Below are 19,127 nucleotides of genomic sequence, written 5' to 3'. Positions count from 1 at the left end.
GTAACCCTACATATTCCGCCGGTACTGGCCGCCGACCTCAAACAGCGCGTTCGTAATCTGGCCGAGTGAGCAGAATTTCACTGTTTCCATCAGCTCCTCGAACAGGTTTTCGTTGCGCACGGCCACTTGTTGCAGGCGCTTGAGGCGGGTGTCGGTCTGGTCGGCGTTGCGGGCGTGCAGGATGTTGAGCATCTCGATTTGGTACTGCTTTTCCTCCTCCGTGGCCCGGATGACTTCGGCCGGCACCACCGTGGGCGAGCCCTTCGACGAAAGGAAGGTATTCACCCCGATGATGGGGTACTCGCCCGTGTGCTTCAGCATCTCGTAGTGCATGCTTTCCTCCTGGATTTTGCCGCGCTGGTACATGGTTTCCATGGCCCCGAGCACGCCGCCGCGCTCCGTGATGCGGTCAAATTCGAGCAGCACCGCCTCTTCCACCAGGTCGGTCAGCTCCTCGATGATGAAGGAGCCTTGCAGCGGGTTTTCGTTTTTGGCCAGGCCCAGCTCGCGGTTGATGATGAGCTGAATGGCCATGGCCCGGCGCACCGATTCCTCGGTGGGCGTGGTGATGGCCTCGTCGTAGGCATTGGTGTGCAGGGAGTTGCAGTTGTCGTAGATGGCATACAGCGCCTGCAACGTGGTGCGGATGTCGTTGAAGTCGATTTCCTGGGCGTGCAGGCTGCGGCCCGAGGTCTGGATGTGGTACTTCAGCATCTGGCTGCGGGCGTCGGCGCCGTACTTCAGCTTCATGGCCTTGGCCCAGATGCGGCGCGCCACCCGCCCAATCACGGCGTACTCCGGGTCGATGCCGTTGGAAAAGAAGAAGCTCAGGTTCGGCGCGAAGTCGTTCACGCTCATGCCCCGGCTCACGTAGTACTCCACGAACGTGAAGCCGTTGCTCAGCGTCAGGGCCAGCTGCGTAATGGGGTTGGCGCCCGCCTCGGCAATGTGGTAGCCCGAAATCGACACCGAGTAGAAATTCCGCACCGCGTGCCGGATGAAGTATTCCTGCACGTCGCCCATCAGGCGCAGCGCAAACTCGGTGCTGAAAATGCAGGTGTTCTGGGCCTGGTCTTCCTTCAGAATGTCGGCCTGCACGGTGCCGCGCACCTGCGTCAGCGTCTTGGCCTTGATGGCGGCGTACACGTCGGCGGGCAGCACGTCCTCGCCCGTCACGCCGAGCAGGAGCAGGCCGAGGCCGTCGTTGCCGGCCGGCAGCTCACCCTGGTAGCGGGGCCGGGGCTGACCCTTAGCCGCAAACAGCGCGTCGATTTTGGCATTGACTTCGTCCGTCAACTCATGCTCCTTAATGTACAGCTCGCACTGCTGGTCGATGGCCGCATTCATAAAAAATGCCGCCAGCGTAGCCGCCGGGCCGTTTATCGTCATCGAAACCGAGGTGCTGGGGTTGGCCAGGTTGAAGCCCGAGTAGAGCTTTTTGGCATCGTCGAGGCAGGCGATGCTCACGCCCGCGTTGCCAATTTTGCCGTAGATGTCGGGCCGCAAATCGGGGTCTTCGCCGTAAAGCGTCACCGAGTCGAAGGCCGTGCTCAGGCGCTTGGCGGGCAGGCCCATGCTCACGTAGTGGAAGCGGCGGTTGGTGCGCTCCGGTCCGCCCTCACCGGCAAACATGCGGGTCGGGTCCTCGCCTTCGCGCTTGAAGGGGAACACGCCGGCCGTGTAGGGGAATTCGCCGGGGAAATTCTCCTGCATGGCCCAGCGCAGGCGGTCGCCCCAGCCCGTGTAGCGCGGCACCGAAACCTTCGGAATCATATTTCCCGACAGCGACTTGGTGTGCGTCTGCACCCGGATTTCCTTGCCCCGCACCGAGTACACGTACTCCGGGTTGCGGTAGTTCTGCAAGGTGTTTTCCCAGTTTTCCAGAATAGCCTGGCTGTCGGCGTCGAGGCGGCGCAACTGGGTTTGCTTGTTCTTCTCGAACTCGCCCACCATACTGTCGCTGCTCTTTTTCTCGTCGCGGTAGTGCTGCTCCAGCTTCGCAAACGCTCCGGCTACCTCGGCAATATTTGCCTGCTCCTTCACGCGCTGGTCGTAAGCGCGGTTGCTCTCGGCAATCTCCGAGAGGTAGCGCGTGCGGTGCGGCGGGATGATGTAAATCTTCTCCGAATCCTCGGCGCTGGTTTCCAGGTGGGAGGCGAAGGTGGCCCCGGTTTTGGTTTCCAGCATCTTGAGCACCGCCCGGTACAGCCGGTTCATGCCCGGGTCGTTGAACTGGGATGCAATCGTACCGAACACCGGCATCTGGTCTGTGGGCGTGTCCCAGAGGCCGTGGTTGCGCTGGTACTGCTTGCGCACGTCGCGCAGCGCATCCAGGGCCCCGCGCTTGTCGAACTTGTTCAGCGCAATCACGTCGGCAAAATCGAGCATGTCGATTTTCTCCAGCTGCGTGGCCGCGCCGTACTCCGGCGTCATCACGTAGAGGCTGGCGTCGGAGTGCTCGATGATTTCGGTGTCGGACTGGCCGATGCCGGATGTTTCGAGGATAATCAAATTATAGTTGGCGGCGCGCACCACGTCCACGGCGTCCTGCACGTAGCGCGAGAGCGCGAGGTTGCTCTGGCGCGTGGCCAGGCTGCGCATGTACACCCTGGGCGAGTTGATGGCATTCATTCGAATCCGGTCGCCGAGCAGCGCCCCGCCGGTCTTGCGCTTGCTGGGGTCCACGGAAATAATGGCAATGGTCTTGTCCGGAAAGTCCATCAGAAACCGCCGCACCAGCTCATCCACCAAGCTTGATTTGCCTGCGCCGCCCGTACCTGTGATACCGAGAATAGGAGCGGAGGACTTGGAAGCCAGCATCTGGTTCTGGTCGGCCTCGTTCTCTTGGAAGTCGGCCACCAGCTGGCCTTTCACCCGCTCAAACTCCTCCGGGAAATTCTCCGCCGCCGAAATTAGACGGCCGATGCTGCGGGCATCCTTCTCTTTCACGTGGCCCGCCTCGCCGTTCAGGTTCTCACCCGTCGGGAAATCCGCACTTTCCAGCAAGTCGTTAATCATGCCCTGCAGGCCCATGGCCCGACCATCGTCTGGCGAGTAGATGCGGGTGATGCCGTAGCCCATCAACTCGGCAATCTCGGTGGGCAGAATCACGCCGCCGCCGCCGCCGAAGATTTTGATGTGGCCCGCGCCGCGCTCCTTCAGCAGGTCGTGCATGTACTTGAAGTACTCGTTGTGCCCGCCCTGGTAGCTGGTAATGGCAATGGCCTGCGCATCCTCCTGAATGGCGCAGTCCACGATTTCCTGCACCGAGCGGTTGTGCCCGAGGTGAATCACCTCCGCGCCGCTGCTCTGAATAATGCGGCGCATGATGTTGATAGCCGCGTCGTGGCCGTCGAACAGTGCGGCGGCGGTGACGATGCGAACGTGGTTTTGGGGCTTATAGGGCGCGGTGGGAGCGGGGTGCATAGTTGGGGAGTAGCGCGAACTTTCAGTCCGCATCCGTGAGGGTGGAAAACGTACACGAAGGTACGAAAAACGCCCCGGCGGGGTCGGCCGGGGCTTAGTGGCTATTGCTCCTTGAGCATCTGTAGCAGTAAACTGAGCTTGTCGCTTACCGGTTTAGGAATGTGCTTCGGTGACCGTATCAATTCCTTTACAAAAACATACTTGGTTGCTGGAATTTGTAACCGATTTGCTACTTGCTCAAGAAGGAGAAAGTATTGTTCGGTTATTTCTATTTCAAATTCATGCAACTGTACGACAATAATGTCAAAGCCAAGTTGGTACTCATCATAATCTAACATTTCCTGCGCGTTCTGAATATCTCTTTGGGGCAAACCCAAAGTAGCGGCTCCAGCTAGCACCATTTGTAGCAGTTCCTCACGACGTGGGACAGTCTTTTTCTCAAAGACTGTATTCAGCCAATTCCTAAGCCCATCAGTAAGATTCACAGTGAAGTCTATTAGGCAATAGGGCTAAGAAAAATTACCGCAGTTTCCGCAAATCCAGCCCAAACCCCACCAGTACGTCCTCGCCCGACAACTCCCGCTCAAACCCTTCCAGTGTCTCATAGCCTGGTTCTTCAGCCCGGAAAATATAGGCCGTTTCGTCGTCGCAGGACAGCAGCCAGCTCAGCGCGGTGCCGTTCTCGCGGTACTCTTCCATCTTGGCCAGCAGCACGCGTAGCGAGTCGGTTTTGGACCGCAACTCCACCACAAACGCCGGGCACACGTGCGCGAATTTCTCCTGCTGCTCCAAGCTCAGCGCGTTCCACTGTGCGGCCGGCACCCACGAGGCATCGGGCGAGCGCACCGCGCCGTTGGGCAGCGTGAAGCCGGCGTTAGAATCGAAGATTTCGCCGGTTTCGGGATGTTGGTTCCACCACATACCAAGTTGACCGATAAGGTGGGCGCCACGCCGGCTCCTGAGCAAGCCAACAGAAGCCGCGACTAGAATTTCTTGCTGGGCGTTGCGCTCGATGCGCCACTTGCGGTGCTGCTGGCAGAAGTCGAAAAACTCGGCCTCACTCATGCGGCTCATGTAGGGGTCGTCCAGCACCAGGGGTTCGTCGGCAAAGAGCGGGTTCATAGCGAATCGGATAATGGCGGGTTACTAAGGTACGAAAAACGCCCCGGCAAGATTGCTGGGGCGTTTCGAGAGCGAGTAATCGTTTCTACATAATTATGTCATATGGAATGCAGGAATCACCCAAACATTACCGGGGGGCTCAGCACCACACGCCAAACCAGCGCCACCACCACAGCCAAGACCACCAAGCCCCAAACAACGTGGGTGGCCTGCGCCCGCCTTACCGTCGATTCAAACGTTTCGTTGAGGCAGCCCAGCGCCAGGGGAATTAGCAATAAAACCATCATGAGCATGTGCAAGCCCTCCTGGACGGTTAAATAAGTCCCCTTCGTTGCGCTAATGAAAAGGCTGCCCACTACCCAAGGCGCTACCAGCGTACTCAACACCATCCATTGGCGGTTGGAGTAGCGCATCACCGTTTTTGAGTCATGCGCTTGCAGAAAGGCAACGGCGGCAAAGTAGCCCAGCGCCAGCTGCGTCATGCCGGCCAGTAGCGCGAGGATTACATCCACAGCATTTCCAAGGTTTATCAGCCAGTCGGGCACGTACCAGAAGCCGGAATGGGTAAACGTGTCGGCCAGCAGCGCCCCAAATACCGCGTTGCAAGCGTGCAGAGCAATCCAGAGGAGAAATAATTTAAACTGCCCGCGGCGGGCCCGTTCCTTTTTCCAATACCACCAAAAAGCCACTAGGCCGGCCGCCAAGCACACGGCCGGGCCCATGCCATACACGGCCACCACGGCGGTGCGCCACCATTCGTTATCCGCTATGGTGTAAGTAATCCGGCTGGGGTCCCACTTGCCCCGCAAATGATAAAAACTGGAAATGCCAAACTTCGCCGCCTCGTGCAGGCCCCACACCAGGTAATACGCCAGCACATACAGCCCTGTGCCGTTGAGGGCCGAAATGAGAAACTTACGCTTGTCGTTGAGTCGCGAGTCAATGGTTGTTGCAGTGGCTTCCGGTTGCATGGACAGGTTTAAGTACTCGTTCGAAATAGGGGAATCGACAAAACTAAGCAGCTATACCCATATTGTAGTTCTCGTTTGCCAACCGACGTCCTTTCCCTTCGTCTCTGGCTTTTGCGCCCGGTGGTTCGTACCTTCGCCCTCTGAAAAACCGCCCTCTGTGAAGAATATCCGCAACTTTTGCATCATTGCCCACATCGACCACGGCAAGAGTACCTTGGCCGACCGCCTGCTGGAGTTTACCAGCACCGTGGCCAAGCGCGACATGCAGGCCCAGCTGCTCGACAACATGGACCTGGAGCGCGAGCGCGGCATCACCATCAAGAGCCACGCCATCCAGATGCAGTACCCCTACAAAGGGGAAATCTACACGCTGAACCTGATTGACACCCCCGGCCACGTCGATTTTAGCTACGAAGTGAGCCGCAGCATCGCGGCCTGCGAAGGCGCCCTGCTCATCGTCGACGCCTCACAAGGCATCGAAGCCCAGACGATTTCCAACCTCTACCTCGCCATCGGGGCCGATTTGGAAATCATTCCCGTGCTCAACAAAATCGACCTCCCGCACGCCATGCCGGAGGAGGTGACCGACGAAATCGTGGACCTGATTGGGTGTAAACCCGAAGACATCATCCACGCTTCGGGCAAGGCCGGCATCGGCATCGAGGCCATCCTGAACGCTATCTGCGAGCGGGTGCCCGCTCCCTCCGGCGACCCGGAAGCCCCGCTGCAGGCTTTGATTTTCGACTCGGTCTTCAACTCCTACCGCGGCATTGAAGTCCTGTTCCGCATCAAGAACGGCGTGATGAAGAAGGGCGACAAGCTCCGCTTCATGGCCACCGGCAAGGAATACGGCGCCGACGAAATCGGCATTCTGGGTTTGAACCAGGAGCCGCGCCAGGTGATGGAGGCCGGCAACGTGGGCTACCTCATCTCGGGCATCAAGGAAGCCCGCGAGGTGAAGGTAGGCGACACCATCACCCACGTCAACCGCCCCACGCCCGAAGCCATCCAGGGCTTCGCCGATGTGAAACCGATGGTTTTCGCCGGCATTTACCCCGTCGATACCACCGAGTACGAAGAGCTGCGCTCCAGCATGGAAAAGCTGCAGCTCAACGACGCCTCGCTTGTCTGGGAGCCCGAAACGTCGGTGGCCCTGGGCTTCGGCTTCCGCTGCGGCTTCCTGGGCATGCTGCACATGGAAATCGTGCAGGAGCGCTTGGAGCGTGAGTTCAACATGACGGTCATCACCACGGTGCCCAGCGTGCAGTTTCACGCCACCGGCACCAAGGACCAGCTGCTGACCATCAACGCGCCGAGCGAAATGCCCGAGCCGAACCTGATTAAGTACATCGAGGAGCCGTACATCAAGGCCCAGATTATCACGGCTTCGGAGTACGTCGGCCCCATCATCACGCTGTGCATGGAAAAGCGCGGCATTATCAAAGGCCAGAGCTACCTGACGTCGGAGCGGGTGGAAATGAGCTTTGAGTTGCCGCTGTCCGAAATCGTGTTTGACTTTTTCGACAAGCTCAAATCCATCAGTCGCGGCTACGCCTCGCTCGACTACGAGCTGATTGGCTTCCGCGAATCCGACATGGTGAAGCTCGACGTGATGCTGAACGGGGAGAAAGTGGATGCCCTTTCGGCCATCGTGCACCGCTCCAAGAGCTACGAGTGGGGCAAGCGCCTCTGCGAGAAGCTGCGCGAACTGCTGCCCCGCCAGATGTTCGACATCGCCATTCAGGCGTCCATCGGCCAGAAAATCATCGCCCGCGAAACCGTGAAAGCCCTGCGCAAAAACGTAATTGCCAAGTGCTACGGCGGCGACATTAGCCGCAAGCGCAAACTGCTCGAAAAGCAGAAAGAAGGCAAGAAGCGGATGCGCTCGGTGGGCTCGGTCGAAATCCCGCAGGAAGCCTTCCTGGCGGTGCTTAAAATTGATTGATTTGATAAAGGCGGCTTTCGGGCCGCCTTTTTTATTTTGTCATCCTGAGCGCAGCGAAGGACCTTATCACGGCTGCATTCTCGGGATTCCATTTGATTGAGCGGCGCGGACGTGATAAGGTCCTTCGCTGCGCTCAGGATGACAAGTAAACAATGAACTCAACCACCACCACATCCAACCTCATCGACGGCAAACAAACCGCCGAAGACATCAAAGCCGAAATCGCCACCGAAGTAGCGGCCCTGAAAGCCGCTGGCCAAAAGGTGCCCCACCTCGCCGCCATTCTGGTGGGCCACGACGGCGGCTCCGAAACCTATGTGCGCAACAAGGTGCTGGCCTGCGAGCGGGTGGGCTTTGCCTCCACGCTGCTGCGCTACGAGGACGACATCACCGAGGCCGAGCTGCTGGCCAAAGTCGATGAGTTGAACCACAACCCCGAAATCGACGGCTTCATCGTGCAGCTGCCGCTGCCGAAGCACATCGACCCCGAAAAGGTCATCGAAGCCATCCGGCCCGAGAAAGACGTGGACGGCTTTCACCCCATGAACATCGGCCGGATGGTGGCTGGCCTGCCCGCCCTGCTGCCTGCCACGCCCTCAGGAATCGTTGAGCTGCTGGCTCGCCAGGGCATCAAAACCAGCGGCAAGCATGCCGTGGTCATTGGCCGCTCCAATATTGTTGGAACACCAGTTAGTATATTGCTGGCCAAAAACTTGGATACGGCTAATTGCACCGTTACTTTGTGCCATTCCCGCACCCAGAACCTGGCTGAAATCTGCCGTACGGCCGATATCGTGGTGGCGGCCATCGGTCGGCCCGAGTTCGTGACGGCCGATATGATACGGCCCGGCGCGGTGGTCATCGACGTGGGCACCACCCGCGTGGCCGATGCCAGCAAAAAAAGCGGCTACACGCTGAAAGGCGATGTGAACTTTACGGAGGTAGCGCCGCTGGCCTCAGCTATTACGCCGGTGCCCGGCGGTGTGGGCCCCATGACCATTGCCATGCTTTTGCTGAATACTTTACGGGCCGCCAAGGGCGAAATCTACCCGAAAGCGGCAAACTGATTTTTAGCAATATTTGGTTAAGCTGGGAGTTAGCTGTACTTTTAAAGTCCGGCCTTGGGAACGGTATGTCTCCTGGCTGGCGTTCAGGTTGCTTCGCTTTCTGACGCCTTTTAGTTATGATTTCCGTGACGTTACTTTCCCCCGACTTAATTGCACCTTCTCAGGAAAGTGCCCCTTCCGCTACCGGCGTGCAATTGCCCGTGATGGAGCAGTTTTACACCATTCAGGGCGAAGGCTATAATACGGGACGGGCGGCCTACTTTATCCGGCTGGGCGGCTGCGACGTGGGCTGCGTATGGTGCGACGTGAAAGAGTCGTGGGATGCCGATGCGCACCCCCGCCAAACGGTAGCGCAGCTGGTAGAAGCGGTGCTGGCCCACCCCGGCCGCGACGTGGTCGTGACTGGCGGCGAGCCGCTCATGCACAACCTGGGCCCCCTCACCGAGGCCCTGCACGCTGCTGGCTGCCGCACCTGGCTCGAAACCTCGGGCGCGCACCCGCTGTCGGGCACTTGGGACTGGGTGTGTTTGTCGCCTAAAAAATTCAAGGCCCCGTTGCCCGAAGTGCTGGCAGCAGCGCACGAGCTCAAGGTTGTCGTCTTCAACAGCCACGATTTTGCCTGGGCGGAGGAGCACGCGGCCTTGGTGCCCGCCACCACTCGCCTATACTTGCAGCCCGAATGGAGCCGCGCCGCCCGCATGACCCCCGAACTGGTGGAATACGTGAAGCAGCACCCCCGCTGGCAGGTATCGCTCCAGACTCACAAATACCTCGACATCCCGTAACCTCGTCTATGCGTCGCATTTCAGTGTTGGGGGCCGTGCGCCTCGGAATGGTGTGGCTGCTTGCGCTGGCCTCAGCCGAAACGGGCTGGGCCCAGCTTCCGCCCAAAGTGCAGACGCCCGCCAACACCAAGGCCCGCAGCCTGCTGGAAAAAGCCCAGCAGCAAACCAAGGACCGGGACTTCAGCAAAGCCGTTGAAACACTTACCCAACTCAACCAGAAGTTTCCGTCGTTCGGGGAGGCATTTCTGCTAAAGGGCTCCTTGCTCAAAGCCATGGGCGACAATAAGGGCGCGCTGGCTGCCTACCGCGACGGCCTGGCCAAAGTGCCTGCCGACCCCGTGCACGCCTCTGAATATCAGCTCTTGGGCGACCTGGCGTTGAGCTACGGCGAATACCAAACTGCGCTCGACGCCTATCGGCAACTGATGAAAGTGGCGCCCAAGACGCAGAAGAACATGACTAAGTCGCAGCGGAATCTGCTCACCTGCGAGTTTGCGCTCGATGCCATGAAACACCCCGTGGGCGACGCGCCGGTGCCGCTGCCGGCGCCGCTCAATGCCTTTAAGTTTCAGTATTTTCCGGCGCTAACGGCCGACAACCGCTTTCTGCTGTTTACCGGGCGCCCGGCGGCCAGCAGCGGCGAAGACCTGTATGTGAGCCGCCAAAACAAAGACGGCAGCCTGGGCGAACCCGTGCCCATTTCACCTGCCATCAACTCCAGCTACAACGAGGGGGCCGGCACGATTTCCGGCGATGGCAAAACGCTGGTGTTTGCCTCCTGCGACCGGCCCAAGGCCATCGGCAACTGCGACCTGTACATTTCGCGCCGCACCGGCAACAACTGGAGCCCGCCCATGAACCTGGGCCTGAACGTGAACTCTACGGAGTGGGACTCGCAGCCCTCGCTCTCGGCCGATGGCCGCACGCTGTACTTCACCTCCACCCGCCGCGGCGGACAGGGCCAGGAAGATATTTACGTAACCACGCTGCAGCCCGACGGCAACTGGAGCCCCGCCCAGAACCTGGGCACCCCCGTGAACACGCCCGGCAAGGACATGGCCCCGTTCATTCACGCCAGCGGCACCACCCTTTACTACGTCACCGATGGGTTGGTCGGCATGGGCGGCCTGGATGTGTTTCGTTGCGAGCGAAACCCGGCCGGCAACTGGAGCGAGCCGCGCAACCTCGGCTACCCGCTCAATACCTTCGAGAACGAGGCTTCCCTTTTCGTGACTTCCGATAACCAAAAAGGCTTTTGCTCGCGCAGCCGCGCCTCCGATGAGCCCGCCGCCGGCTACCGCCTGGCCCGGGAGCGGCCCGTTGAGTTATTTGGCTTCGCAGTGCCCCCGCCCGTGAAGGCCCGCGAAACCAGTACTTACACCCAAGGGCGTGTGTTTGATGCCACGACCAAAAAGCCGCTCAAGGCTGCGGTCAAGCTCTACGACCTCGACACCGATGCCCTCACGCAGTTCGTAACCTCCGACCCCGAGTATGGCGACTACATCGTGGTGCTCAACGAAGGCCACCACTATGCCATGTACGCCTCGGCCGACAAATACCTGCTCAAAAGCCTTAGCTTCGACTACACCAACCAGCACGCTTTCAACCCCACGGCGTTGGATATCTACCTAGAGCCGGTGCGCTCCGGCCGGAGCGTGGTGCTCAACAACCTGTTTTTCGATACCAATAAATACGACTTGAAGCCGCAGTCCCGCACCGAGCTCAACCGCCTGATTGAGTTCCTGCAGCAGTACCGCGACGTGCAGATTGAGGTATCTGGCTACACCGACAACGTGGGAACCCCCGAATCCAACATCCAGCTTTCGCAGCGCCGGGCCCAGTCGGTGGTCGAATACCTGTCTACCCACGGCATAGCGGTCAGTCGCCTGCGTTCAAAAGGCTACGGCGAAGGCCATCCCCTCGCTGCGAACGACACTGAGGCGCACCGCCAACTGAACCGGCGCATCGAATTGCACATTCTTTAACTTGGCTGGCGAGTGAGTGCAGCTTACCAGGATTAGAGTTTACCTAAAGCTATACTTTAGGTAAGTGAAAATTTAATAGCATTTGTGGGGTAAAAAAATATGGCTCGCCCGTTGGCGGGCTTTTTTTTTACCTCATGACAAGATTTTTTGTTAAATAGCAACACGTTATTAATGAGGATTTTATCGTATGGGAGAAGAATGTTCTAATTAAAAAAGTGCCATAAAAATGTTTTTTCATCCAATAAATATTTGTGACTACGTTTGAAATGACCAATGACAGCAGCGTTGGCCTTCAAGACATCATTTTTAACCATTATCCCTAAATTCCATGAAAAATCTCTTTCTGGCCATTTGCATTGCTTCGGGAGTAGGTGCGGCACCAGTAGCGGCCGCAGGTCCCGGCGAAGGCGCTTATTCGGCGGCCATGATAACCCGGGCCACGACGCTCACCCGGGCCTTGGCGCAATGCATCCACTTCAACGAGGCCCAGTACCTGGCCGTGAAGCAACTACACCTGCAGATGCTGACCGAGCGCCGCGACCTGGAAATTCTGCTCAACGGGGCAGGCGCAGAAGAGCGGGACACCCAGCTCGCCATTGCCCAGCAGCGCTACGAAAACGAGTTGGCCAACCTGCTACAGCCCCAGCAACTGGTCGCTTATCAAGCCCTTCGCAGCAATTTTACCGCGCACCGCATCAAATAGGGGAGGTGCTCCCCGGCCGGACACGAAAAAGCCCGCTTCGAAGAGCGGGCTTTTTGTTTTGCCATTCTAGTTGTTAGTTGCTCGTTGTCAGTTGTTAGCTTCTAATGACAATACCAGCACGAGCTAACAACTGACAACGAGCAACTAAAACGCTAGCGGGCACCGATTTCGGTGTAGTCGCGCTCCAGCTCGCCGGTGTAAATCTGGCGCGGGCGGCCGATGGGCTCTTTGTTTTCGCGCATCTCTTTCCACTGGGCAATCCAGCCGGGGAGGCGGCCCAGGGCGAACATGACCGTGAACATCTCGGTGGGGATGCCCAGGGCTTTGTAGATGATGCCCGAGTAAAAGTCCACGTTCGGGTACAGCTTGCGGTCGATGAAGTACTGGTCCGTCAGGGCGGCTTGCTCCAGCTCCTGCGCGATTTTCAGCAGGGGGCTGTCCTGCATGCCGAGGGCTTGCAGCACTTCGTCGGCAGCCTTTTTGATAATTTTGGCGCGCGGGTCGAAGTTCTTGTATACGCGGTGGCCGAAGCCCATGAGGCGGAACGAGTCGTTCTTGTCCTTAGCTTTGGCGATGAACTTGCTGGTGTCGCCGCCATCAGCCTCAATGGCTTCCAGCATTTCAATCACTTCCTGGTTGGCACCGCCGTGCAGCGGGCCCCACAAGGCGTTGATGCCGGCCGAAACCGAGCCATACAGGCTGGCGTTGGCTGAGCCCACGAGGCGTACGGTGCTGGTAGAGCAGTTTTGCTCGTGGTCGGCGTGCAGAATCAGGAGCTTGTTGAGGGCACTTACCACTACCGGGTTGATTTCGTACTTCTCGGTGGGGAAGCTGAACATCATGTAGAGGAAGTTCGCGCAATAGTCCATGTCGTTGCGCGGGTAGTTCAACGGATGGCCCATGTTGTTTTTATAGGTCCAGGCCGCAATGGTCGGCATTTTCGCCATCAGGCGAATCACGTTCAGGTCCAGTTCCTCGGGGCTGAGGTCGGGCGACACGCTCTGCGGATAGAAGCCGGTGAGGGCGCAGATGAGCGACGACAGGATGGCCATGGGGTGCGTGGCCGAGGGGAAGCCGTCGAAAATCTTGCGCATGTCCTCGTGCACCAGCGTGTGCTTGGTGATTTGGCCGCTAAAGTTATCCAACTCGGCAGTGGTCGGCAGGGCGCCGTAAATCAGCAGGTAAGCTACTTCCAGGAAGCTCGACTTTTCGGCCAGCTGCTCAATGGGATAGCCACGGTAGCGCAGGATGCCTTCTTCGCCGTCGAGGAAGGTGATAGCGCTTTTGGTGGCGCCGGTGTTTTTGTAGCCCGAATCGAGGGTAACGTAACCGGTTTGGTCGCGCAGCTTGCCGATGTCAAACGCTTTTTCGTGTTCGGTGCCTTCAATAACGGGCAAGGTGATGGACTTGCCGTCGAGGATGAGTTCAGCAGTTTCTGCCATGGGCGGGAGGAGTATTAGGGGAATAGAGTGCGAAACTAACGCATACACTGTAAGCCGGGAAATTTTCTTAGATTAAGGGCCACATTCAGGATAAAAGAGGCGGCAGGCGGTGGGGGTAAATAGGCTCATATACAAGGAGTGAGCTTGCTTGGCAACGTTTGCGTCGATTGTGAGCAGAGGCAGGCAAATGCTTGTCCAGCTACGCTCACTTGCCAATGCAAAACTGTGTGAATATGCTGGTGAGCAAATCTTCAGAAGATATCTCGCCCGTGATTTCGCCCAAAGCCGCCAGAGCGTGGCGCAGGTCGGCCGCCAGCAGCTCCGTGCCTCGTCCGGTATCGAGGCCCGCCTGGACGGCGGCGAGGTGACTGGCGGCCATTTCCAACGCCCTGGCGTGGCGTACGTTGGTGACGATGGTGGCAGAGGCCGTGTTTTCCAGCGCCGCGCCGCGCACCTGGGCCACCAGGGTCGTTTGCAGCGCCTCCAAGCCCTGGTTTTGGCCGGCGGCTACCAACACCACGGGCACAGTTAGCGGCGAGCCCGTTGGGGTATCCGTGTCAAAGGAAGCCAGGGTGTCTGGCGTGGCCAGGTCGGTTTTGTTGCCGATGGCTAAAACCGGCAAGTCCAGGCCGGTGGTAAGCTCATTGATTTCGGCTTGCACCTCGGCGGGCGTCATTTCGGTCAAATCGAACAGATACAGCAGCAAGGCCGCCTGCCGCACCCGCTGGCGCGTGCGCTGCACGCCAATGGCTTCCACTTCATCGGCCGGGTTGTCGCGCAGGCCGGCCGTGTCCACAAAGCGGAAACGCAGGCCGTCGAGACTCACTTCGTCTTCAATAAAGTCGCGGGTGGTGCCCGGAATGGCCGACACAATGGCGCGTTCCTCGCGCAGCAAAGCATTGAGCAGGGTCGACTTGCCGGCGTTGGGCCGCCCGGCAATGACGGCGGTAATGCCGTTTTTGATGACGTTGCCAAGCTCAAAAGAGCGCAGCAGGCCCAGCACCACGCCACGCACCTCGGCCAGCAGTTGGGCCAGGCCGCTGCGGTCGGCAAATTCGACGTCTTCTTCGCCGAAATCCAACTCCAGCTCCAGCAGCGCCGCAAACTTGATGAGCCGGGCCCGCAGCTCGCGCAATTCCTGCGAGAAGCCGCCCCGCAATTGGTTAAGCGCCACGCGGTGGCTGAGTGCAGAGTCGGCGGCGATGAGGTCGGCGACGGCTTCGGCCTGCGCCAGGTCCAAGGCACCGTTGAGGAAGGCGCGCTTCGTGAACTCGCCGGCTTCGGCCAGCCGGGCACCCTGGCGCAGGAGCAGGGCCAACACCTGCCGCACCACGTAGTCGGAGCCGTGGCAGCTGATTTCAATCACGTCTTCGCGAGTAAAAGAGCGGGGGGCTCGAAACAGACTCATCACTACTTCGTCGAGGGTTTCGCCCGTGGTGGGGTCGCGCAGCGTGCCGTAGTGCAAGGTGTTGCCGGGAGCGTCAGCCAAGGCCTTTTTCGAGAACACAGCGGCCGTGATGGGTACAGCAGCGGGCCCCGAAAGGCGGATAATGGCCAGCGCGCCCGCGCCCGGCGGTGTGGAAAGCGCTACAATGGTATCGGTGAAAAGCGGCGTCATTCCGTTACTAACAAATTGCAGCTGACTTCGGCTGAAATTAATGCGGTGCGTTTACGATTAATGCAGATTTCAAACGAGTTATCAAACGCTACTTTGTCCAGCACTTCAACCAGTGCGCCGAGTTGCAAGCCTACCTTGTCCAGGTATTGCAGGAAGGGAGCCGAGGTGTTTTTGACGGCGGCCAGCGTGCCGTGCTCGCCCGCGCACAGGTCGGCCAGCAGGCGGGTAGCGGGACGGCGCACGGCGCCGTCTTCGGCCGGAATGGGGTCGCCGTGGGGGTCGAGGGCGGGGTGACCCAGAAAGGCATCGAGTCGGCGCATGAGCAGCGGCGACTGCACGTGTTCAAGCTCCTCGGCCACTTCGTGCACCTCGTCCCAGCTAAAGCCCAGCTGCTGCACCAAGAACACTTCCCACAGCCGATGCTTGCGGATGGTGAGCAAAGCCAGACGCTGGCCTTCGGTCGTGAGCTGCACGCCCCGGTATTTCTCGTAGTTGAGGAGGCCTTTCTCAGCCAGCCGGCGCAGCATATCGGTGACGGAGGCCGCCCGGGTCGTTAGAGCGGCCGCAATGCGATTGGTGCTCACGCCGGCGGTTTCCGGCTCAGCTTCCGCCAGCTTGTAAATGGCTTTTAGGTAGTTTTCCTCGGTAATGGTCATTCTTGCTAGCTGTTAGCTTTTAGCCATCAGCTGCTAGCTGCTGGCTTTTTATTGAACATAATCTAATAGCTAACCGCTATTGGCTAACAGCTCAAAAATCTACCATTTAATCAGGGCCGAGGCCCAGGTGAAGCCGGAGCCAAACGCGGCGAGACACACTAGGTCGCCGCGCTTGATTTTGCCTTCCTGCACCGCCTCGCTCAGGGCAATGGGCACGGAAGCGGCGGTGGTGTTGCCGTAGCGCTGAATGTTGCTGAACACCTTGTCGTCGGTCAGGCCCATTTTCTGCTGCACGTATTGGGTGATGCGCAGGTTGGCCTGGTGAGGGATGAGCATATCGACATCGGTGGACTGGTAGCCGTTCTGGTCGAGGGCCTCCTTGATGACCTGCGGAAAGCGCACCACGGCGTGCTTGAACACGTTCTGGCCGTTCATGTAGGGGTAGAGGTCCTCCTTCTTTTCCATCATGCGCTGGTTGCGGTTGTCGCGGTTCGAGCTGGGCTCTTTCACAATTAGCTCCTCGGCGTACTCGCCCTGGGCGTGCAGGTGGGTGCTGAGAATGCCCTGACCTTCGGTGGTGCTGGGCCGCAGCACCACAGCTCCGGCGCCATCACCAAAAATAACGGATACGCCGCGGCCTTCGGGCGTCTTGTCGAGGCCGGAGGAATGAATTTCGGAGCCCACCACCAGCACCGTGTCGTACATGCCGGTACGGACGAACTGGTCGGCCACCGACAGGCCGTAGATAAAACCTGAGCACTGGTTGCGCACGTCGAGGGCGGGGCAGTTGTTGGTCATGCCCAGTTCGCGCTGCAGGAGCACGCCGGAGCCGGGGAAAAAGTAGTCGGGCGAGAGGGTGGCGAATACGATGAGCTGCACGTCGTTGGGCTCAAGGCCCGCCATTTCCAGGGCTTTGCGGGCAGCGTTGGCGCCCATGTTGGCGGTGGTGTCGGTGCCTTCGGCAAACCAGCGCCGCTCCCGAATGCCGGTGCGCTCCTGAATCCAGGCGTCGGAGGTGTTAAGCATCGGTTCCAGCTCGGCGTTGGTAACAACCCGGCTGGGGACGTAATGGCCGACTCCGGCAAGGTAAGCGTGACGTAAAGTAGCCATGATGGAGAGAAGAGATGGGTGGGAATTCGGGGTGAGAAAAGGCGAAAATTGGCGGTTGTAGTGCGCCCGGCACTAGAGCGGAAGACGCAAAATGGGGGCAAAGGTGGCAGGTTAAACGACAGTATCCAGCAAATGCCACAATTTTTTGCCCTCTTCTGCCCAGAGCACACTGGCCGGGACGCCATTGCGGTAAAAATGCCGGCCGGCCAGTTTGGTGCGGGCCATTAGCTCCTTGAGCAGCGCGGCAACGGCGTTGGAGGGAGAAGGAGCATTTAGGTCAAATGTGAGGCCGGCATCGTGCTGCTGAATGAGCGTTTGCCAAAGCGGATTGGCGGGCACCAGCACCGGCAGGCCGTGCGCGAGGTACTCAAACAGCTTGGTGGGCCGGCACCGTTCCGTGCTGGGGTGCGGCCGGTAGAGGGCCAATCCCAGGTGGCTACGTCCAATCTCGGCCACAATTTCGGTATGCGGAACCAGGGCTGCCCCTCCAATCAACCGGATAAAACCCAGTTCGGAAATGCGCTCCTGCAGCTCCCGCAGCAACTCTGGCTGCTGGCAAAACCCAACGATGGTAAGCACCACCCCGCCAGGCCAGCCGCAGCCGTGGTGGAGGGCTTCTGCCACCTCCACGGCTTCCCATAGGCCATTGAGCTTCGAGATAGTGCCCGAAAACAAGAGCCGCAAGGGCTCATGTGGTGAGGGAAGCGTGTGCGGCTCGCGGGGCAGGATTTCGGCGGAGGTCGGCTGGTATTTGTTTTCCAGAACCACCACGCGGCCTGCCGGCAGGTCGGATAGAAACGGCAACTCCGCGGCGTAGCTTTCCTCGGCCAGAATAATACCTGCTGCCCGCCGCGCCGCCTGTGCTTCTACCCAGCGCAGCCCGGCTGCCAGCCCGCGGCGCAACAGGCCGGTGTACACTCCTTGGGTTGAAACATTCAGCGCGTAGTTTTCGCGGATGTCGTACAGAAAATGCCGACCTGCGGCTAACCGCTGCCACATAAGTGTCAAGGGCAGCAGCTCCGGAGCATGCACGATAACCAGAGCTGGGCGTAGGCGCCGTAGCAATTGCCAGTAGCGCCACTGGGCTGTCAGGCGGGCCAAGCTCAGGCGGGAGCCTTGGAAAATGGAGTGTTGGGCAACGCGAAGTTTCGCTGATGAGCCTTGGCCGGAGTCCGGAACTGCTGGCGCCCGGCCCGCAATGTGAACCTGCGTATGGGGCCGTTCAAGCAGGGTTTCGGCGAATTTCCCCCGCATCCGGGTATCATCCGTCGGTTTCAGGACCGATGCCAAAAGCACCACAAAAGGGGAAGTAGCCGAGCCAAGCACAAGCCAAAGATGCCGGTTTTTGGGTTGCCAGTCGCCAATGCTGGGGCTCACGTGGTAGTTTTGCGGCTTTCCGACCGCCATGGACGTCCCCGGCGAAACATTGTGAATTCTGTATCCTCATGTCCGACCTGCAAACCCAAATTGAAGCCGCCTGGGCCGACCGCACCTTGCTGCAAACCCCCGAAACCAAAGCCGCCATCGAGCACGTCATCGAAGAGCTGGACAAAGGCCGCCTGCGCGTGGCCACCCCGCCCACCGAAGACGGCGGCGAGTGGACCATCAACGAATGGGTGAAGAAGGCCGTGATTCTCTACTTCCCCATCCGCCAGATGAGCACGCAGGAAGTCGGCCCATTCGAGTACCACGACAAAATGCTGCTCAAAACCGACTACGCCGGCCAGCAGGTGCGCGTGGTGCCGCCCGCCGTGGCCCGCTACGGCGCGTTTCTGGCCCCCGGCGTCATCCTCATGCCCAGCTACACCAACATCGGCGCCTACGTGGGCGAGGGCACGATGGTGGACACCTGGGCCACCGTGGGCAGCTGCGCCCAGGTGGGTAAAGGCGTGCACCTAAGCGGCGGCGTGGGCCTCGGCGGCGTGCTGGAGCCCGTGCAGGCGGCCCCTGTCATCATCGAAGACGGGGCCTTCATCGGTTCGCGCAGCATCCTCGTGGAGGGCTGCCGCATCGGCAAGGAGGCCGTAATTGGCGCGGGCGTCACCATCACCGGCAGCACCAAAATCATCGACGTAACCGGCCCCGAGCCCAAAGAATACCGCGGCTACGTGCCGCCGCGTTCGGTGGTCATTCCGGGCTCCATTGCCAAGCAGTTTCCGGCCGGCGAATACCAGGTGCCGTGCGCCCTCATCATCGGCCAGCGTAAGCCGAGTACGGACTTGAAAACGTCGTTGAACGATGCGCTGCGTGACTTTGGGGTGAGTGTATAATGTAGGGGCCGGGTCGTACCCGGAGGG

15 protein-coding genes are annotated in these 19,127 nt (G+C 59.5%); 6 read left to right on the top strand and 9 right to left on the bottom strand.

From position 1 onward, the window contains the following. Positions 1-6: 6 nt before the first annotated feature. The 4 genes from JKL48_RS10605 to JKL48_RS10590 all read right to left on the bottom strand — a co-directional run bounded on the left by JKL48_RS10605 (position 7) and on the right by JKL48_RS10590 (position 5,519). A complete protein-coding gene (locus JKL48_RS10605; RefSeq protein WP_201982206.1) occupies positions 7-3,426 on the bottom strand; it encodes a methylmalonyl-CoA mutase family protein in 3,420 nt (1,139 codons plus the stop codon). A 101-nt stretch (positions 3,427-3,527) separates the two neighbouring features. Then, a complete protein-coding gene (locus JKL48_RS23095; RefSeq protein WP_201982205.1) occupies positions 3,528-3,911 on the bottom strand; it encodes a MafI family immunity protein in 384 nt (127 codons plus the stop codon). A gap of 34 nt (positions 3,912-3,945) precedes the next feature. After that, positions 3,946-4,548, bottom strand: a complete 603-nt coding sequence (locus JKL48_RS10595) for a Uma2 family endonuclease (protein WP_201982203.1) — start codon at positions 4,546-4,548, stop codon at positions 3,946-3,948. Positions 4,549-4,664: 116 nt separating this feature from the next. Next, the gene (locus tag JKL48_RS10590) at positions 4,665-5,519 is read right to left on the bottom strand and encodes a hypothetical protein (protein WP_201982201.1); all 855 of its coding nucleotides are present in this window, start codon (positions 5,517-5,519) and stop codon (positions 4,665-4,667) included. 157 nt (positions 5,520-5,676) lie between these two features. Between JKL48_RS10590 and lepA the strand changes: the two genes are divergently transcribed. The 5 genes from lepA (at position 5,677) to JKL48_RS10565 (ending at position 12,004) form a co-directional block, all read left to right on the top strand. Continuing rightward, positions 5,677-7,464 carry a translation elongation factor 4 gene (gene lepA, locus JKL48_RS10585; RefSeq protein ID WP_201982199.1) on the top strand — a complete coding sequence of 596 codons (1,788 nt, stop codon included), beginning with the start codon at positions 5,677-5,679 and terminating at the stop codon, positions 7,462-7,464. A 152-nt stretch (positions 7,465-7,616) separates the two neighbouring features. Continuing rightward, complete coding sequence (gene folD, locus JKL48_RS10580; protein WP_201982197.1) at positions 7,617-8,531, top strand: bifunctional methylenetetrahydrofolate dehydrogenase/methenyltetrahydrofolate cyclohydrolase FolD; 915 nt, start codon at positions 7,617-7,619, stop codon at positions 8,529-8,531. A 203-nt stretch (positions 8,532-8,734) separates the two neighbouring features. Next, entirely contained in the window at positions 8,735-9,316 is a 582-nt protein-coding gene (locus tag JKL48_RS10575; protein WP_201982351.1) for a 7-carboxy-7-deazaguanine synthase QueE, read from the top strand. Between the two features lie 8 nt (positions 9,317-9,324). Beyond that, the gene (locus JKL48_RS10570) at positions 9,325-11,301 is read left to right on the top strand and encodes an OmpA family protein (protein ID WP_236668721.1); all 1,977 of its coding nucleotides are present in this window, start codon (positions 9,325-9,327) and stop codon (positions 11,299-11,301) included. A gap of 328 nt (positions 11,302-11,629) precedes the next feature. Next, positions 11,630-12,004: a hypothetical protein gene (locus JKL48_RS10565; protein WP_201982196.1), complete on the top strand. Its 375-nt coding sequence runs from the start codon at positions 11,630-11,632 to the stop codon at positions 12,002-12,004. Positions 12,005-12,156: 152 nt separating this feature from the next. Here JKL48_RS10565 and JKL48_RS10560 read toward each other — a convergent pair whose 3' ends face one another. From JKL48_RS10560 to JKL48_RS10540, 5 genes are all read right to left on the bottom strand, one after another. Further along, positions 12,157-13,446 carry a citrate synthase gene (locus JKL48_RS10560; protein ID WP_201982195.1) on the bottom strand — a complete coding sequence of 430 codons (1,290 nt, stop codon included), beginning with the start codon at positions 13,444-13,446 and terminating at the stop codon, positions 12,157-12,159. Positions 13,447-13,651: 205 nt separating this feature from the next. Then, positions 13,652-15,064: a tRNA uridine-5-carboxymethylaminomethyl(34) synthesis GTPase MnmE gene (gene mnmE, locus JKL48_RS10555; RefSeq protein ID WP_201982188.1), complete on the bottom strand. Its 1,413-nt coding sequence runs from the start codon at positions 15,062-15,064 to the stop codon at positions 13,652-13,654. Beyond that, positions 15,061-15,720, bottom strand: coding sequence for a metal-dependent transcriptional regulator (locus JKL48_RS10550; RefSeq protein WP_201982187.1), 660 nt, complete (start codon positions 15,718-15,720; stop codon positions 15,061-15,063). Before JKL48_RS10550 ends, mnmE begins: the two co-directional genes overlap by 4 nt. A 99-nt stretch (positions 15,721-15,819) precedes the next feature. Continuing rightward, complete coding sequence (locus JKL48_RS10545; RefSeq protein ID WP_201982185.1) at positions 15,820-16,830, bottom strand: 3-oxoacyl-ACP synthase III family protein; 1,011 nt, start codon at positions 16,828-16,830, stop codon at positions 15,820-15,822. Positions 16,831-16,941: 111 nt separating this feature from the next. Beyond that, the gene (locus tag JKL48_RS10540; RefSeq protein WP_394368853.1) at positions 16,942-18,084 is read right to left on the bottom strand and encodes a glycosyltransferase; all 1,143 of its coding nucleotides are present in this window, start codon (positions 18,082-18,084) and stop codon (positions 16,942-16,944) included. Between the two features lie 191 nt (positions 18,085-18,275). On the opposite strand from JKL48_RS10540, the gene JKL48_RS10535 reads away from it, so the two are divergent. Then, positions 18,276-19,100: a 2,3,4,5-tetrahydropyridine-2,6-dicarboxylate N-succinyltransferase gene (locus tag JKL48_RS10535; protein ID WP_201982183.1), complete on the top strand. Its 825-nt coding sequence runs from the start codon at positions 18,276-18,278 to the stop codon at positions 19,098-19,100. Positions 19,101-19,127 lie beyond the last annotated feature (27 nt).

Origin of the sequence: Hymenobacter rubidus, assembly GCF_016734815.1 — a bacterium.
In the GTDB taxonomy this organism is placed as follows: Bacteria; Bacteroidota; Bacteroidia; order Cytophagales; family Hymenobacteraceae; genus Hymenobacter; species Hymenobacter rubidus.
The sequence above is the reverse complement of the archived record's forward strand: the minus strand, read 5'-3'. Positions and strand labels throughout refer to the sequence as shown.